Raw genomic sequence first — 17,751 nt, forward strand, 5'->3', positions numbered from 1 at the left:
AGCATTCAAACACCAAAACACTTTAATATTCTTTTAGATAATATGAAAGCAATATTCTGAGAATACTCTCATAATACGATGCCTTACTTTTTTAGTGAGTGTGCATCAGTGCGGGAGGAATCTGGGGTGAGGGGATGCAAAAGTGGGCAGAAAGTGCCCTCCGGTGTATACTCCATCTTCAAGAAGAATGACAAAAAAGGGGATTTATGATGACTCATGTAATTACAGAACATCCGTATTTTGGGGTATTTGTTCTATTTGCACTGACGGCAGTTGCATTTCCGGCAACGCTTTTTTTAGCACGTTTTATCAGCAGAAAGCTTGCAAGGCTCGATACTGAAAAACTCAAACTTACGATATATGAATGTGGACCTGAAGTAACAAAGCAGCCCAACACCATCTCTTCTCAATTTTATCTAATAGCACTTTTATTTATTTTGTTTGATGTTGAGATTATTTTTATGTTCCCGTGGGCAATTGATTTTAAATTGCTTGGTTGGTTTGGTTTTGTGGAGATGATACTGTTTATCTTGTTACTCGCAATCGGTTTTGTATATGCATGGAAGAAAGGGGCACTAGAATGGCACAGCATCAAGTAAATTACACTTCATCGGCAGGTTTGCCGATTGCATTGACTTCGGTTGATAAACTCGTAAACTGGGGGCGCTCAAATTCACTTTGGCCGTTGACTTATGGTTTGGCATGTTGCGCAATAGAGATGATGGCATCAGGAGCAAGCCGCTACGACTTTGATAGAATGGGAACTATCTTTAGGGCTTCTCCCAGACAAGCCGATGTGATGATTTTGGCAGGAACGCTCTCTAAAAAACATTCAGAGTTTGCCAGAAGATTGTATGACCAAATGACAGAACCCAAATGGGTTATTTCGATGGGTTCATGTGCCAACACCGGCGGTATGTTTAACACCTATGCAACCGTTCAAGGGGTTGATCGTATTGTGCCGGTAGATATTTATCTGCCCGGATGTGCGCCAAGACCGGAAACGCTTCAGTATGCATTGATGATGCTTCAAAAGAAAATTCGTAAAGAGTCAGCTGATATGAAGAAAAACAAAAAACAAAACTTGAGGTTAGTGTAATGAGAAAATATACGCCAAAAGATAATGTCCAGGCAAAATCTTACTATACAGACAGATTTTGGGTAGCTCCGCGCGTGCCCAGAGAGGCAATAGAAGAAGGGACACATTTTGAAAAAGTGGTTGCTGCTTTGGGGGCACAAGCTAAAGAAGTCTATATCCAGCTGGGCCAGCTTGTCGTGCATATAGAAGCTGCCGAAAATTTTCAGGTAATAAAAATGCTTAAAGAGCAATGCGGATATGTGCAATGTTCAGAGCAAAGTGCTGTTGACTACCTTGCCAAAGACGGCGAATTTGAACTTTTTTATCAGCTTTTAAATGTCCATGAAGCCAAAAGGGTCAGAGTGGTATGCCGAATCAAAAAAGATGAGGCAATTGAAAGTATTGTACCGTTGTTTAAATCTGCCAATTTTGCGGAACGGGAAATGTTTGATATGTTTGGTATCAGAGTAAACAACCATCCTTTCCTGAAAAGAATTATCATGCCTGATGACTGGGAAGGGCATCCGCTCCTTAAGACATACCCGTTGCAGGGAGACGAATTTGCCTCATGGTATGAAGTGGATAAAATCTTTGGAAAAGAGTACAGAGATATTATTGGGCCGGAAAATAGAGATCCTGCGCGTATAGACAGGTACGATACAAAACGTTTCTCCAGAATAGGATACGAGGTGCCGTTTGGTGCAGATATTTCCGGCGGCGAGACAGAACAGCCGATCGAATATAGCGAAACTTTCATGGTAAATTACAATAAATCATCTAAACAATTAGATGAGAGAAAGTAGGGAGGGAAGATGCAACAGCCGAATAAACTAACCCCATTTTTTGAAAACCTCAATTTTGAACGCGAAAACAACACAATGGTCATTAACTTTGGCCCGCAGCACCCTTCTGCTCACGGTCAGCTCAGGCTGGTACTTGAGCTCGATGGAGAGCTTGTGATCAAAGCCTATCCGGATATCGGGTATCTGCACCGCGGAATTGAAAAAATGGCTGAAAATATGACGTATAATGAGTTTTTGCCTACAACCGACAGACTTGATTATATTGCATCAACGTCAAACAATTATGCTTATGCCCACGCGGTAGAAAAGCTGCTTGGCATAGAAGCCCCCAGAAGAGCACAGGTCATCAGAACTATACTCCTTGAAATCAACCGTATCATTTCCCATCTTTTCTTTTTGGCAACACATGCGCTGGATGTGGGCGCTATGTCAGTTTTCCTCTATGCTTTCCGAGAGAGAGAGTTTGCAATGGATTTGATGGAAGACTATTGCGGCGCAAGATTGACCCATTCGGCAGTACGTATCGGCGGCGTGCCGCTGGATTTGCCTGCGGGATGGATTGAAAAGCTCGCTGTCTACGTTGAAAAATTGCCGGAAGCGGTTAAGATGTATGAGGATTTACTTACAGAAAACCGTATTTGGAAAATGCGTTTGGAAAATGTTGGAGTTATTTCAGGGGAAGAAGCACTCAATTGGGGATGTACAGGGGTGATGCTTAGGGGATCAGGGATTAAATACGACATTAGAAAAGAAGAGCCTTATGAGTTGTATTCTGAATTGGATTTTGATATTCCGGTAAGTGACAGATGCGATTCTTACGGGCGTTATAGACTCTATATGGAAGAGATGAAAGAATCTGTAAAGATTATCAAGCAGCTTATTCCTATGTATCCGGAAACTGAGCCTCAACTCATGGCGCATGCTCCTCAATATATCTCTGCACCCAAAGAAGAGATTATGACACAAAACTACGCGCTTATGCAGCATTTTGTATTGGTTGCGCAAGGGATGAGACCACCCAAAGGAGAAGTCTATGCACCCACAGAGTCTCCAAAAGGCGAACTTGGTTTTTATATCAAATCAGAGGGAGAGCCGTATGCTTACAGGCTCAAATGCAGAGCGCCGAGCTTTTTCCATACGGGGCTTTTGCAAGAGATTTTAGTGGGGACATATATTGCAGATGTTGTAACCATTATTGGAACAACCAATATTGTATTTGGTGAAGTAGACCGTTAAGGAGAGCAGGCATGAAAAGATACGACTTAAGACATCTAAAAGATGATTTCTACGGAAGAATGGTTGAGCTTATTGAGAAGGGGCTCAATGTTGGAGAAGTGGGGATATTTCTTTTTGAGGTGGGGGATTTTTCTTCTATCCAAAAAAGCGCTGATGTCGTCAAGGCAGCCGGGCATGACCTGATGAACTCGCTTAAATTCAATGAAGTTGATTGGACAATCGTTGTAAAAAAATCTACTCCACAGATACAAAAAGAGCGTCAGGAACAAATGAAAGCGGCACAAGAAAATGCAGAGCAAAATGCTCAAGAAGTCGAAGAGAAGGCCGAATAATGTCAAAGATTGTATTCTCTACTTGGAGGGATGAGTTTATCGATAATCGCGGCAAACCATCAGAAGAGTTGAGTGAATCTGCGTTTAAACTGCCCGAAGCATACCATGGGGACAGGGATTCAAAAGCGTTCATCGGATGGGACGGTGTTGCCATTTTTGAAGAAGATATTGATGCAGTTGAATTGGCATCCCAGTACGCAGCTCAGTATCAGCAGTATTCTGAAGCATGCGGGCGTTGCGCACCGGGCAGATGGGGCGGAAGAATTCTTTATGACCTGCTTGATAAAATAGCACGCGGAGAAGGCTCGCATGATGACATGGTACATTTAAAGGAGATCAGTCAGACGATGATGATGACCTCTAAATGCGAAATAGGCAAAACAGTACCTAAGCCCATTCTGGATTTGATGGAGCACTATAAAGATCAATTTGATGATGCAATCAATCATCAAAAGCCATCAAAACATTATGGAGGAGATACCAGCTATATTGCAAAGGTGACCGCTCCTTGTACCGATATGTGCCCATCTCACGTCGATATACCCGCTTATATCGAAGGGGTAAGAGATATGCTCTTTGGAGACTCTTTGGCAGCAACAAGACAAACGATGCCTCTTGCACACACTTGCGGACGCGTATGTCCTCATCCATGCGAAGATGCCTGCCGCCGTACAAATCTTGATGAGCCCATTTCCATTATGGAACTCAAAAGAATGGGCGCAGACTACGAGACAGACCATGGGTTGCCTTGGCATCATCCGTATGCACCCCAACCATTGAGAAATGACGGAAAGAAAGTAGCCATTATCGGTGCCGGTCCGGCAGGACTTACCGCCGCTTATTATTTGGCGCTCGAAGGCATCAAGGTAGATATTTTTGAGGAACTGCCTGTTCTTGGAGGAGAAGTGGCAGTGGGCGTACCTGAGTATCGAATGCCTATAGATAAATACAATAAAGACATAGAGCTTGTAACCTCTTTAGAGGCAGTAGATGTATACAGCAACCATCGTGTCAATGCTGAACGCCTGAAGGAAATAGATGCAGAGTACAATGCAACACTTTTAGCTTTTGGAACAAGACTTTCAAAAAAGGTGTATGCTCATAATGAAAATCCAAAAATAGGTGGATATTGGGGTGCTATCGCAATGCTAGACCAGGTGAATCTTTGGAATAAGTATAAAATAGGTGAACCCGCATCCAATCAGCTTAAAGATAAAGTCGTTGTATGTGTGGGCGGCGGATTTACTTCAATGGACGTGGTAAGATGTTCTATTCGCGAGGGCGCAAGAAAAGTAATTATGCTCTACCGTCGCGATGAAAAGACAATCATCCGCAATACAACCTATGAAGAGTATCACGAAGCGGTAGAAGAGGGAGTTGAGTTTATTTTCCACTCAGCAGTTGAAGAGATATTTGATGATGGAGAAAAGATCACCAAGCTCAAAGTCAACCGATTTGAACTTGTTCCGGATCCAAACGGCGGAAGAGCAGAGCTTGTAAAAATAGAAGACGGAGATTTTGAAATAGAATGTGACTACCTTATTCCGGCAGTATCTCAGGCGGCTGATTTGCAATTGCTTCCTGAAGAGTGGAATATTGAACTTACCTCCTGGAATACGCTTCTAACAAACGGCAAAGACTACATGACGTCACGTCCAGGACTTTTTGCCGCCGGAGATTGTGAATATGGACCAATGACTATTGTTAATGCAGTTGGACAGGCAAAAAGAGCAGCTTCGGTAATATCGCGTTATATCTATGAGGGAAAAATAAGTCTTACAGACAATGAAATCATGGAAGACCATCTGGCTAAACTCAAAGTGTATGACAAGAATGAGAAAATTACAGGATGGATGCCCGGACTGCCTCGTGCAGTAAGCGAAAAATTGAGTGTAGACGAGAGAAAGACGAACAATAAAGAAGTAAACCTCGGCTTTAGCGGCGAAGAGGCGATAGCAGAAGCGGAAAGATGCATGCGATGTTATTATATTTCTATGGTGGCGGTATAAAATGAATGTCCATAATTTTATTGATAAAAACAAAGAGATCACCGTAACTATAGACGGCAGACTATGTCACAGCACATTCGGAAAAACGATACTCCAGATAGCAAGAGAAAACGATATCTATATCCCGACAATGTGTTACCTCACCAAAGTGCTTCCCATAGGGTCATGCCGTATGTGCATGGTAAAAGTGGAGGGTGTGGACGGCTTTATTCTTTCGTGCCAAGAAAAAGCAACCGACGGCGCAGTGATTTATACACAAACTGATATGCTTTACAAAGAGCGTCAGAATATTATGAAACTTTATGGCGTCAATCATCCTTTGGAATGCGGTGTATGTGATAAAAGCGGAGAGTGTGATCTTCAAAATAAAACGACAGAATTTGACATTAAAGAACAAAATTTTACAGCAAGAGACCAAGCTAGACAAGTAGAGAATTGGGGGCATGTGTCCTACGATCCTTCACTTTGTATTATGTGTGAAAAGTGTGTGAGAGTTTCCACAGAAATTACAGGCGATGAGGCGCTACAAGTCAAATTTGGAGGATATTCCTCATCTATCATCAATGTCAAAAAAGAAAAAAATTATGCTTCTCTTGGAGAAGCAGCAGCAGTATGTCCCGTTGGCGCATTGGTGAGTACAAATTTTAAGTATACATCCAACGCATGGGAATTGGACAAAATACCCAGCTCCTGTCCTCATTGCGGCGGCGGCTGCCAAATGTATTATGAAGTAAAACGCGACAAGATTTATCGCGTAACCAACAACTATGAATTTACGAGTATGTGCGGGGCGGCCAGATTTGGTTTTGATTATGCCAATGGAGAAGTTGTTAAAGACACAAAAGCATTTCAAGCAGCACTTGAAGCATTTAAAAATGCAGGAAGCATTCTTTTTTCAAGTGTGATATCCAACGAAGAAGCATTTATTTTGCAAAAGATTAAAGAAAAGTATGGTTGTAAACTTATTTCGCATGAGGCAAGAGCTTACCAAAAATTTATGCAGTCCTATAGCGGGGTAAGCGGAAAAAATCTTTATAACGGAACGCTCAAAGCGCTCTCTGAATCAAAGGGAATTATCGTTTTAGGAAGCAAAATCAATGATGATGCGCCGATAGTCAAATACCACATCAACATGGCAAGCAAATGGCATAGAGCAAGAGTGGCTTATCTGCATCCCATAGAAGATACAGAAATAAAAAATATCGTAACTCAATTTATCAAATATGAAGCCGGCAGCGAAGAGGGTGTTGCGGCATTGTTGGCGGAGACTTTACTCCAAGAAACAGAACTTCCCGAAAATATTAGAAACTTTTTAAATGATTTGGATATAGGTAATTTGAGTGCCGAATGCAATGTGGGGGAGGAGGAGTTGTTTACACTCAAGCAATCACTCAGTAAAAAATCCGGTTTTTCTTTGGTCGTGGGAGCAGATCTTTATGCGCACCCGCGTGCCGCTCATATTGCAAAAATTATTGCATTATTTGAAAAATATGCAGGCTTTAATGTGTTGTGCATCCCGCCTGCAGGCAATGCAATGGGTGTCTCGTTGATTTGTGAGCTGGATGATACGATTGAAGGGCCAACGGTAGGCTATAATGTTTTGGCAGATTTTACTCTGAGTGCTTTGGGCGAAGGCGATTTGGATATGCCTGCAATGAATCAACAAGAAGGAACGCTTACAACTTTTGATAAGCGTGTTGTGCCCATGCATGTAGCATTGCCTTACGGGGGTTATGTTTTAAATGATATTGCCAATGCATTGGGATTAAAGGCGGCATACACTATTGACTATACCAAAGAGCTTCCTCAAAGCAAAGGCTTCAAATGTATAGAGTTTGACAGTTTGCCTGATTCTTTCGATCTTGTCGGTAATGAAAATAGGGGCTACCTACTCCAATCTACGGAGATTCAAACAGATGAACTACTCGAAGAGGTGTTGGATATAGAAGAGTTTGACGGTGCTGTAGTGTATTGCTGTAATACATCAGAACAGTTTTCTCCGTTTACGGCAAAATGTGATTTACTTGATAGTAAAACAGCACTTTGGGGTTCACAACAATTCGCAATGGTTACAAAACTTCAAGAAGGCGACCATATATCTTTTACAATAGATGGAGTATGTTTCACTAGAATGTTTAAGATTGATACATCCATGAAAGGAACAATTGCGATTAATCCTACGTTTGATATGGGATTAAGTAGTGCTTTGCTATCCTCTTATAGGTTTAGCAGGTTAGAATTTGAAAGAGTAGGAAGAAGCTAAAATGAGCGATGGAAAAACGGTAGAAAACTTGATTACTATAACAATTGACGGGAAAGAGTATAAGACAAAAGAAGGTGAGTATATTCTTAATGCCGCACGTGCAAACGATGTTTTTATTCCTGCGATTTGCTATTTAACACGATGTTCTCCGACATTGGCATGCCGCCTTTGTCTTGTAGAGGCTGATGGCAAACAGGTATATGCATGCAATTCAAAAGTAAAAGAGGGATTGGAGATAGTTACGCAAACACCGAATATTCTTGAAGAGCGTCGGGCAATCATGGAGGTTTATGACGTCAACCATCCCTTGCAATGCGGTGTATGTGACAAAAGCGGAGAGTGCGAACTTCAAAATTACACACTTGAATTAGCAGTAGATTCGCAAAGCTATATGATTCCTGATACCAAAAGAGAAACAGCCAACTGGAGCTCGGTACTGCATTATGATGCAGGTCTATGTATCGTATGTGAGCGCTGTACAACAGTCTGTAAGGATATGATTGGTGATGCGGCACTCACGACGGTCAAGCGGGGGGGAGCAGAATTAGACAAGACCTATAAAGATACGATGCCAAAAGATGCTTATGCGATGTGGAATAAATTGCAAAAGTCAGTTATTGCGCCAAGTAACGGAACAGAGCACACCAATTGCTCGGATTGCGGTGAATGTATTGCTGTGTGTCCCGTGGGAGCACTTTCAAGCAGAGACTTTGTTTATACTTCCAATGCGTGGGAATTAAAACGTATCCCTGCAGTCAGTGCCCATTCAAGCGACGGATTTCAGATTTATTATGAAGTTAAGCCTACATCCATAGAAGATAGAAGCGAAAAAATATACCGTGTGACTAACGAATGGAATTATGTCTCTCTTGATGGATCTGCACGTTTTGCTTATGATTTTGAAAACAGAGGTGTGACAAAAAATAAAGAGGCGTTTGCACATGCGATTGAAGCTTTTAAAAAAGCAAAAACGGTACGTTTTAATTCTGTGATTACAAATGAAGAAGCACTTATGTTGCAGACACTCAAAGAAAAAATGGGATTAAAGCTTTATAATCCGGAAGTAAGAGCATTTCAAAAGTTCTTAGCATACTATACAGAAGCTTCAGGCCAATCACTTTACAGTGCCGATATGGATAAGATTATGAAAAAAAGTGATTTTGTGATATCGGTGGGCATAGCACTCAGAAATGACAGCCCGGGATTAAAATACGCTTTTAACAATGTACAAAAATTAAATAAGGGTGCAGGACTCTATTTCCATCCTGTTGGAGATACGTTGATCCCCGGTTTTGGCAAATCCGTTGAATGTTTTGTTCATAAGCCGGGGAGAGAAGAGGCAGTACTTTATCTTATCTTAGATTTATTTGCAGACAAAGAAAAGCTTCCAGAAGAAGTAAAAACATATATAAACAGCTTTAAGCGCATCAGCAAAGAAACAATCAAAGAAAAAGTAATGAAAGAAGTTGTTGAAACTGTGACAGACGAAGAGACAGGTGAATCCAAGGAAGTAAAGAAAAAAGTACCTGAAACAATAGAAAAAGAGATTGAGGTTGAGCAAAACGGCTTGATTGAGTTTTTGGGTAAAGAAAGCAGCGCATTTACTGATGCTTTTACAAAAATGTTAAGCAAAAAAGAGACTTTCTCTCTTATGATAGGTGAAGATCTCTATTATCATTCGAAAGCAGAAAATCTAGCAAAACTTGTAGCGCTTATTGAAAAGACTTGTGCAATGGACGTAGTGATGGTTCCGCCAAAATCAAATGCATTGGGCGTTGCATTGATTTGTGATCTTGATGATGAGGCAGAAGGCTATACGATCGGCTATAATGAAAATGGTGACTTTAAGCTTTCTGCTTTGGGCGAAGGCGATCTTGATATGCCTGCAATGAATCAACAAGAAGGGACACTGGCAAACATGTCCAAAAGGGTAGTCCCCACCAACGCCGCATTGGAATACGGAGGTTATGAACTCAACGATCTTGTAAGGGAACTTATTGGAGCGCCCAAAGAGACGATAGGGTGGACTGCAAAATTGCCGATCTCCAAAGGCTTTAAAGCAGTAGAATTTGATACTCTTGCTAACGGATACACAAATGACGGAGTTGAAAACAGAGGATACCTTCTTGATATTCTGGTCAAAGAAACGCAAATGCCTGATGTTGAGAAGTTTGACGAAAAGGATACAGTGGAAGGAGAAATCGCTTACAGATGTAATCCTGCAAGACAATTTAGTGATTTTACAGATAAAGCTCATGAGATATTTGAGCCTTTTGCACTCTATGCAAGCAGAGCCAAAGCAGAAAGCTTGGGGGAAAAAGTGGAAGTAGTGTTTAAAAATGGAAGTATCATGTTAGACGTGATAGCAGATGATAAAATCTTGGGCGATATTGTAAAGGTGCCTGATTTTAAAAGCGCCGAAAATGTCTATGAACTCTTCGATGGTTTAAGATATCAAAATGTAACAATAAGAAAGGTGTAATGCAATGGAAGCAACAACATTAGGTATAGTCATCAAAGCCATTATTATTTTGGCAATCATTTCAGCAGTAGCGGGATTTGGTACCTACCTGGAAAGAAAGGTGCTTGCATTTATGCAGCGTCGTTTGGGTCCAATGCATGTAGGACCTTATGGATTGATGCAAATTTTGGCAGACGGGATCAAATTGTTTACGAAGGAAGATATTATTCCTCAAAATGCCAATAAATTGATTTTTGCACTTGCCCCGGCCATCACAGCCGCAACAGCATTTATAGCGCTTTCAGCCGTTCCTGTATTTCCGGATTTTACTATTCCTTCATGGATACCGCTGCTTGGAGGTACATTTGTACCCTCTATAGCCGCAGATATCAATATCGGTATTTTATTTGTGCTCGGGATGATGGCAGCAGGACTTTACGGCCCTTTGCTTGCAGGTATGGCACAAGCAAACAAATGGGGAATTATCGGTGCAGCAAGAACGGCAATTCAATTTTTAAGTTACGAGGTAGTCACAGGATTATCAATATTGGCACCCATCATGATTGTTGGATCACTCTCTTTGGTTGATTTTAATAACTATAGCAGTGAGCATGCATGGCTTATGTTTACTCAGCCTGTAGCCTTTGTACTTTTTTTGATTGGCGGTTTTGCAGAGACAAACAGAACACCATTTGACCTTTTGGAGCATGAAGCCGAGGTTGTTTCGGGATATGCAACTGAATATTCCGGCATGAGATGGGGGATGTTCTTTATAGGGGAATATGCGAATATGATTACGGTTTCAGTGTTGACCGCAATTGTATTTATGGGCGGCTACAATGATATGTGGTTTCTTCCGGGCTGGCTGGCTATCCTGCTAAAGATCGCATTTGTATTTTTCCTTATGTTGTGGGTGAGGGCGTCATGGCCGCATGTCAGACCGGATCAATTGATGTGGTTGTGCTGGAAGGTATTGATGCCGATCGCAGTGATCAATGTGGTTATTACCGGTATTGTGATAATGGTATAAGGAGGAAGAGATGGGTTTAGAACAGTTTAAAAATAGAAATATCGGTACACAAACGTATAGAATGCTTGATTTGGGGCAAACACCTACCCGTGGTTCTGATAAATTCAAGCAGGTCGTCCAAAGAACCTTTAAAGGTGAGCTTTTTGTCGGACTTTGGGTAACACTAAGAGCAATGATAAATTCACTTTTTCGCGGAGAACTGCACACAGTAAAGTATCCGTTTGAAAAACTTCCTATTTCTCCGAGATATAGGGCAATACATGAAATGCTCAGACTTCTTGAAAGCGGACATTACAGATGTATAGGATGCGGACTGTGTGAAAAAATATGTATTGCAAACTGTATTAGCATGAATACGCGTTATGATGAAAATCAGCGTAAAGAAGTAAGCGAGTACACCATTAATTTTGGCCGCTGTATTTTTTGCGGTTATTGTGCAGAGGTATGTCCTGAACTTGCAATTGTCCATGGTTCCAGATACGAGAATGCATCTGAACAAAGAGCAAGTTTTTCACTTTTTGAAGATATGTTGACGCCAATTGATAAGCTCAGTTTGCAAGAAGAATATGATGGATTTGGTGCAGTGACACCTTATGCAGATGACCATATTAAAAAAACGCCATTAGCGTATTAAGGAGAGTATAAATGTATGAACAAATAGCATTCTATCTATTTTCGGTTTTAACGGTGATACTCTTTTTAATCACCGTAATGAGTAAAAATGTACTGTATGCGATGACGTCTTTGGCCTCAGGGATGGTGCTTATCTCTGGATTCTTTTTTATCTTGGGTGCAGATTTTCTTGGTGTTGTACAGCTTATCGTGTATGTAGGTGCTGTGATGGCGCTCTATTCTTTTGCGATGATGTTTTTTGACGCAACAAGAGATGTTAAAGAAAAAAATACTAATTCGGCATTGGTGTTTATCTTGGGCGGAATGAGCGCTTTGGTGTTAGTGCTTATGTTTGCGGCACCCATTTTCAGTGAAAATATTCAGGCACTTTATCCGATGCATCCTGAGGTAGGCAATGCTCAAGATGTGGGTATAGTGCTTTTTACTAAGTATCTTATTCCTTTTGAAGTTGCAGCAGTAATGCTTTTGGTTGCCATGATAGCAGGAATTATTCTTGCAGGTAAGAAAATGGATCAAAGTTTTACGCAAGATATGAGTGTAGATGAAGAAATTTTGAAACAAAAGGACACAAAATGATAGGACTTAACCACTACCTTATCGTTTCCGCACTACTCTTTTCTATTGGATTGGTGGGAGTATTAAGAAGGAGAAATCTGTTGATGCTTTTTTTCGCAACAGAGGTTATGCTTAATGCGGTAAATATTGCATTTGCAGCTATTTCACACTACTATAATGATCTTACAGGCCAAATGTTTGCATTTTTTGTAATCGCAATTGCGGCAAGTGAAGTTGCAGTAGGTTTGGGTATTTTGATCGTATTGTATAAAAAACAAGGAAGTCTTGATCTTGATGAGCTCGCGACTATGAAGGGGTAACAATGGAAAACTTAGTATATATAGCGCTATTTGCACCGTTAATTAGTTCACTGTTTGCCGCTTTATTTGGTATGAGCCCAAGACAGACATTTGTTGGCGTCATCTCTTCGGCATTACTTTTCGTATCAATGACTGCATCGTTGATGCTTGCCTATCATATATATCAAACAGGCATGCCGATTCATGTGACAATGATGGAATGGATCAGCATGGGTGACCTGTTTATACCATTCGGTTTTCTTGTTGACCAAGTTTCTGTAACGATGATGAGTGTTGTCACATTGGTTTCTACGGTGGTTCACGTTTATTCGATCGGATATATGGACCACGATAAAAGTTTTAATAGATTTTTCTCTTATCTCTCTGCCTTTGTATTTTCTATGATGGTTCTTGTGATGAGTGATAACTTCGCGGGTCTCTTTATAGGATGGGAAGGCGTAGGTGTTTGTTCGTGGCTGCTTATCGGTTTTTGGTATCATAAACCTGACCAATCAAGAGAAGAAAATCCGTCCATTTCGCCTTCATGGGCTGCAAATGAGGCATTCATTGTAAACCGTATTGCCGACCTTGGGATGTTAGTCGGAATTTTTATTCTTTACTGGAATGTAGGTTCTTTGCAATATGACGAAGTTTTCGCAGCACTTCCTCACCTTAGTGAAAGTATTTTAACTATGGCAGCTTTGGCGCTCTTTATCGGTGCGATGGGTAAGTCCGCTCAATTCCCGCTCCATACTTGGCTAACAGACGCAATGGAAGGGCCTACCCCTGTATCGGCACTGATCCATGCGGCAACAATGGTAACTGCCGGGGTATTTTTGGTCATCAGAGCAAATCCTCTTTTTTCAATGACGCCCGAGGTAAGTTTCTTTATTGCAGCACTTGGTACGTTTGTAGCATTTTTTGCAGCTTCAATGGCTTTAGTAAACAGAGACCTTAAAAGAATTATCGCATTCTCTACACTCTCGCAGCTGGGATATATGTTTGCAGCAGCCGGACTTGGTGCTTACTGGATAGCGCTTTTCCATTTGGGGGCACATGCATTTTTTAAAGCGCTATTGTTCTTGGGCGCGGGTAACGTGATGCATGCGATGCATGATGAGCTTGATATTTTTAAGATGGGCGGACTTAAAAAGCAGATGAAATGGACCTACATTTATATGGGATTGGCTTCATTGGCACTAGCAGGTATCCCGCCTTTGGCAGGATTCTTCTCTAAAGATGCCATTATCGAGACTGCATTTAATGAAGGCACATTGGTTTTGTGGGCTATTTTGGTTGTGACTGCAGGAATGACGGCATTTTACAGTTTCAGACAGGTATTTTTAACCTTTCACGGCGATGAAAGATATAAAGCTTTCGGCATCCATCCTCATGAGATGTACAAATTTGTTCTTATAGCGCTGTCTCCGTTAGCACTGTTAGCTGCGATTGCAGGATTTTTCCAAGGCGGATTCCATGATTTTGTCACCCGTTTGCTTCCTGAATATGAAATGAGCGAACACACCCATCATCTGGCATTGTTATTGGGCGCAATAGTGCTTGCATTTGCGGTAGGAGGGATTGCTTTAGCATATAAAAAATATGCCAATGGACTTAAAAGGGATGAAAAAGTTGAGAACGGATTCCTCTATAAACTCCTTGCTAACCAATACTATATTCCTCATTTGTATGAGGAGATCATTTCAAAACCATACAAAATGATCTCAGATCTGATGTGGAAAAATGTGGATTTGAAGATAGTGGATGCAACGGTAGACGGCATTGCTAAATTCCTCTATAAAAGCGGTGACGGAACAAGAAAGATGCAAACAGGTAACCTCTCAAGTTATCTAAACTGGATGGCCATCGGCGGGATATTGCTCCTTGTTGTTGCGATGCTTTCGGCAATGTTAGGTTAAGGAGTAGATAGATGGAAAATATTTTAAGCGTATTAGTTTTTTTCCCGGCAATCGCAGGATTGTTGGGGTTTGTTGTCAATAAAGAAAGTGCAAGAGTCTATGGTATTACAGTGGCCGCCATAGAATTTTTTCTCTCTTTATGGCTATGGTTTGCATTTGATGGCAATAATGCAGGAATGCAATTTGTAGAAATGATTCCCATGATTCCTGACTTTGGAGTGAGCTATTATTTGGGAGTAGATGGTATCAGTCTCTTTATCGTGTTGATGAGCACTTTAATGACACTTATAGGTATGATGAGCATGAATATTACTAAAAATGTTAAAAACATGGTCATTACTCTTCTTTTCCTTGAGATGACAATGGTAGGCGTATTTCTTTCGCTGGATGCGATTATTTTTTATCTCTTCTGGGAACTTTCGCTTGTGCCGATGCTTTATATTATCGGTGCATGGGGCGGGCCTTTGAGAATTTATGCATCTATCAAATTCTTTCTTTACACCTTTATGGGCTCATTGATTATGCTTGTAGGAATGCTGTTTGTAGCCTATATTTACCATGATCTTACCGGCGTATGGAGTTTTGCGCTTACAGACTGGTATGCCTTGGTACTTCCTGTAAATTACCAATTGTGGCTTTTTGCAGCATTTTTTATCGGTTTCGCTATTAAGGTGCCTATGTTTCCTTTTCATACGTGGCTGCCTTATGCACACGGTCAGGCACCTACTATCGGTTCAGTGATTCTTGCAGCAGTTTTGCTTAAAATGGGAACGTATGGATTTGTAAGATTTTCTTTACCGATGTTCCCTGACGCTTCTGTGATTGCAATTACGCCTATTGCAATCATTTCGATTATTATGATTATCTACACGGCAATGGTGGCTTATGCGCAAAAAGATATGAAACAGGTGATTGCCTACTCTTCAGTCTCTCATATGGGGATCATTATGCTCGGTGTTTTTGCAATGAATGCCGAAGGGATCGGCGGTTCGGTCTTTCAAATGCTTTCTCACGGTATCGTATCGGGAGCTTTGTTTATGCTGGTAGGAGTGATCTACGACAGAAGACATACTAAAATGATGGATGAGTTCGGAGGTTTGGCTTCAGTGATGCCAAAGTATGCTGTGATTTTTGGAATCATGCTGATGGCATCTGTTGGCCTTCCGCTGACAATCGGATTTGTAGGAGAATTCTTAGTCTTGATCGGTTTTTATCAAGTATCGCCAATCATGACTATTTTGGCGGGAACGTCGATTATTGTCGGAGCAGTTTATATGTTGTCTGTATACAAAAAAAGTTTTTTTGGCCCTGTCACGCATGAGGCAAATAAAACACTTAAGGACCTAGATGTCAGAGAGACTGTTTCGTTGGTTCCGCTAGTGCTGATCGTCGTATGGCTGGGAGTTTACCCTAAACCTGTTTTGGAGCCGATCAATAACTCTGTCAAAGCGATGTTAAGTTTTATGGACGAAAAAGCCATTACTCAAGAGGCTAAAGAGATGATAAAAGTAGCCAAATCAACACAGGAGATAAAGTAATGTTGGAACCTATTAAAGTAAGTTTAGAGAGTCTCAATCTCATTACACTTGCACCGATGCTGATAGCAATTGCGGGCGGCTTGATCATTTTGTGTATTGATTTGCTTAAAGAAAATTTAGATAAATCTCTTTATGTAATGCTGACAATATTGATACTTGTGGTTGATTTTGGTTCAGTGATGGGCTTAAATACCAATGAACGCGGCTTCTTTGATGTAATGCTGATCGATGGCATCTCAATTATTTCGCAACTATTGATAGTAGTAGGTTCAATGCTCTTCATTCCTCTTGGGTTGACTTCAAAAAGATTTCATGAATACGAATACCCTGAGTTTTTTGCACTCTTTTTATTTATGGTTGCAGGGTTCCAGTTTATGGTTGCCAGCGACAATCTAATTTTGATTTTTGTAGGCCTTGAGACAGCATCGTTGGCACTTTATACTTTAATTGCTATGCACAACAGAAGCGATTCGTATGAAGCAGCAGTTAAGTATTTTACCATGGGCGCTCTTGCCTCAGCATTTTATGCAATGGGATCAGCCGTAGTTTATGCACTCACAGGAAGCGTAGAGCTTTATCAGGTTGCAGAAGTTCTCTCTTCACGTTTGGATGAGGCAGGCATAATGATAGCTATTTTTGGCGGCTCAGTACTCTTGTTGACGGCACTAGCCTTTAAGCTTTCTCTTTTCCCTTTCCACACATGGGCACCGGATGTCTATCAAGGGGCTTCGGCACCGCTTGCGGGATATATGTCTGTTGTCCCCAAGATAGCCGCTTTTGTGGTTTCTATCAGAATTTTTGGCATGTATATAGAGTTGGGCATCGAATGGGTAAGAATCATTATATTGATTATTGCCGTACTTACGATGACATTGGGGAACATCATGGCATTGGTGCAAGAAGATGTCAAGCGTATGCTGGCATACTCTTCGATTTCTCATGCCGGTTTCGTAGTGGCAGCCTTGGCTCTGGATACAACTGAAGGCAACACAGCCATATTCCTTTATTATGCGCTCTTTATGTTTACCAACCTTGGTGCCTTTGCAATGCTATGGATTTCTCGTCATAAACAAAGAAGGTTTGATGACCGTTTTGACAACCCCTATGAAAAATTTGCAGGTCTTATCAACATCATGCCGATCGGCGCAGTAATTATGGCTTTATTTATGCTTTCGCTTGCAGGGGTGCCGCCGTTCTCTGTATTCTGGGGAAAAATTTATGTAATGCAAGCAGCCGTCAATGCAGGATATGTATGGCTGGCTATTGTGATGGGACTTAACTCGGCAATTGCAGCGTATTATTATTTAAAACTTGTAGTCTATATGTTCCTTAAAGAGCCGGTCAAAAGTGTGGATGTAGTGTACTACAATCTCTCTAAACCGTTAATGGCAATTATTGGTTTGGCTACAGTGGCTACTGTCGGGGCAATTTTCTATGTACAGCCATTGGTCTCATATTTTTATTATATGATAAGCGCAAGCGGATATTAATAGGAGGGGAGACCCCCCCGTTTTTTGGTATTTCCTAGAGTCGGAAATATAAAATAGTTTCGTTTTTTTATAACATTAAAACAATAGCCAAAGCCCCACTAAAAA

At 41.1% G+C, this 17,751-nt stretch carries 15 protein-coding genes; all 15 read left to right on the plus strand.

All coding sequences use genetic code 11. The features are described from left to right. The first annotated feature begins 209 nt into the window (after positions 1–209). The 15 genes from CFH81_07715 to CFH81_07785 are packed head-to-tail and all read left to right on the plus strand — an operon-like array spanning position 210 to position 17,646. On the plus strand, positions 210–599 hold the full coding sequence (locus CFH81_07715; protein ID DAB40454.1) for an NADH-quinone oxidoreductase subunit A: 390 nt from the start codon (positions 210–212) through the stop codon (positions 597–599). Continuing rightward, on the plus strand, positions 581–1,099 hold the full coding sequence (locus tag CFH81_07720) for an NADH-quinone oxidoreductase subunit B (GenBank protein DAB40085.1): 519 nt from the start codon (positions 581–583) through the stop codon (positions 1,097–1,099). Before CFH81_07715 ends, CFH81_07720 begins: the two co-directional genes overlap by 19 nt. Next, the gene (locus tag CFH81_07725) at positions 1,099–1,881 is read left to right on the plus strand and encodes an NADH-quinone oxidoreductase subunit C (GenBank protein ID DAB40086.1); all 783 of its coding nucleotides are present in this window, start codon (positions 1,099–1,101) and stop codon (positions 1,879–1,881) included. Before CFH81_07720 ends, CFH81_07725 begins: the two co-directional genes overlap by 1 nt. 9 nt (positions 1,882–1,890) lie before the next feature. After that, positions 1,891–3,117 (plus strand): NADH-quinone oxidoreductase subunit D, encoded by a 1,227-nt coding sequence (locus tag CFH81_07730; protein DAB40087.1) that lies wholly within the window; start codon positions 1,891–1,893, stop codon positions 3,115–3,117. An 11-nt stretch (positions 3,118–3,128) separates the two neighbouring features. After that, positions 3,129–3,449 carry a hypothetical protein gene (locus tag CFH81_07735; protein DAB40088.1) on the plus strand — a complete coding sequence of 107 codons (321 nt, stop codon included), beginning with the start codon at positions 3,129–3,131 and terminating at the stop codon, positions 3,447–3,449. Further along, positions 3,449–5,458 carry a formate dehydrogenase gene (locus tag CFH81_07740; protein ID DAB40089.1) on the plus strand — a complete coding sequence of 670 codons (2,010 nt, stop codon included), beginning with the start codon at positions 3,449–3,451 and terminating at the stop codon, positions 5,456–5,458. Before CFH81_07735 ends, CFH81_07740 begins: the two co-directional genes overlap by 1 nt. 1 nt (position 5,459) lies before the next feature. Beyond that, the gene (locus CFH81_07745; GenBank protein ID DAB40090.1) at positions 5,460–7,721 is read left to right on the plus strand and encodes a ferredoxin; all 2,262 of its coding nucleotides are present in this window, start codon (positions 5,460–5,462) and stop codon (positions 7,719–7,721) included. A gap of 1 nt (position 7,722) precedes the next feature. Next, positions 7,723–10,203: a ferredoxin gene (locus CFH81_07750; GenBank protein ID DAB40091.1), complete on the plus strand. Its 2,481-nt coding sequence runs from the start codon at positions 7,723–7,725 to the stop codon at positions 10,201–10,203. Between the two features lie 4 nt (positions 10,204–10,207). Next, complete coding sequence (locus tag CFH81_07755) at positions 10,208–11,212, plus strand: NADH-quinone oxidoreductase subunit NuoH (GenBank protein DAB40092.1); 1,005 nt, start codon at positions 10,208–10,210, stop codon at positions 11,210–11,212. Between the two features lie 10 nt (positions 11,213–11,222). Next, positions 11,223–11,846: an NADH-quinone oxidoreductase subunit NuoI gene (locus tag CFH81_07760; protein ID DAB40093.1), complete on the plus strand. Its 624-nt coding sequence runs from the start codon at positions 11,223–11,225 to the stop codon at positions 11,844–11,846. An 11-nt stretch (positions 11,847–11,857) separates the two neighbouring features. Then, positions 11,858–12,421: an NADH:ubiquinone oxidoreductase subunit J gene (locus CFH81_07765; protein ID DAB40094.1), complete on the plus strand. Its 564-nt coding sequence runs from the start codon at positions 11,858–11,860 to the stop codon at positions 12,419–12,421. Beyond that, positions 12,418–12,720, plus strand: coding sequence for an NADH-quinone oxidoreductase subunit NuoK (locus tag CFH81_07770; protein DAB40095.1), 303 nt, complete (start codon positions 12,418–12,420; stop codon positions 12,718–12,720). Before CFH81_07765 ends, CFH81_07770 begins: the two co-directional genes overlap by 4 nt. Positions 12,721–12,722: 2 nt before the next feature. After that, positions 12,723–14,618, plus strand: coding sequence for an NADH-quinone oxidoreductase subunit L (locus CFH81_07775; GenBank protein ID DAB40096.1), 1,896 nt, complete (start codon positions 12,723–12,725; stop codon positions 14,616–14,618). A gap of 11 nt (positions 14,619–14,629) precedes the next feature. Continuing rightward, the gene (locus CFH81_07780) at positions 14,630–16,156 is read left to right on the plus strand and encodes an NADH-quinone oxidoreductase subunit M (GenBank protein DAB40097.1); all 1,527 of its coding nucleotides are present in this window, start codon (positions 14,630–14,632) and stop codon (positions 16,154–16,156) included. After that, positions 16,156–17,646 carry an NADH-quinone oxidoreductase subunit NuoN gene (locus CFH81_07785; GenBank protein ID DAB40098.1) on the plus strand — a complete coding sequence of 497 codons (1,491 nt, stop codon included), beginning with the start codon at positions 16,156–16,158 and terminating at the stop codon, positions 17,644–17,646. The genes CFH81_07780 and CFH81_07785 overlap by 1 nt, the downstream gene beginning before the upstream one ends. Positions 17,647–17,751: the final 105 nt, after the last annotated feature.

The sequence above is a fragment of the Sulfurovum sp. UBA12169 genome, from assembly GCA_002742845.1.
In the GTDB taxonomy this organism is placed as follows: Bacteria; Campylobacterota; Campylobacteria; order Campylobacterales; family Sulfurovaceae; genus Sulfurovum.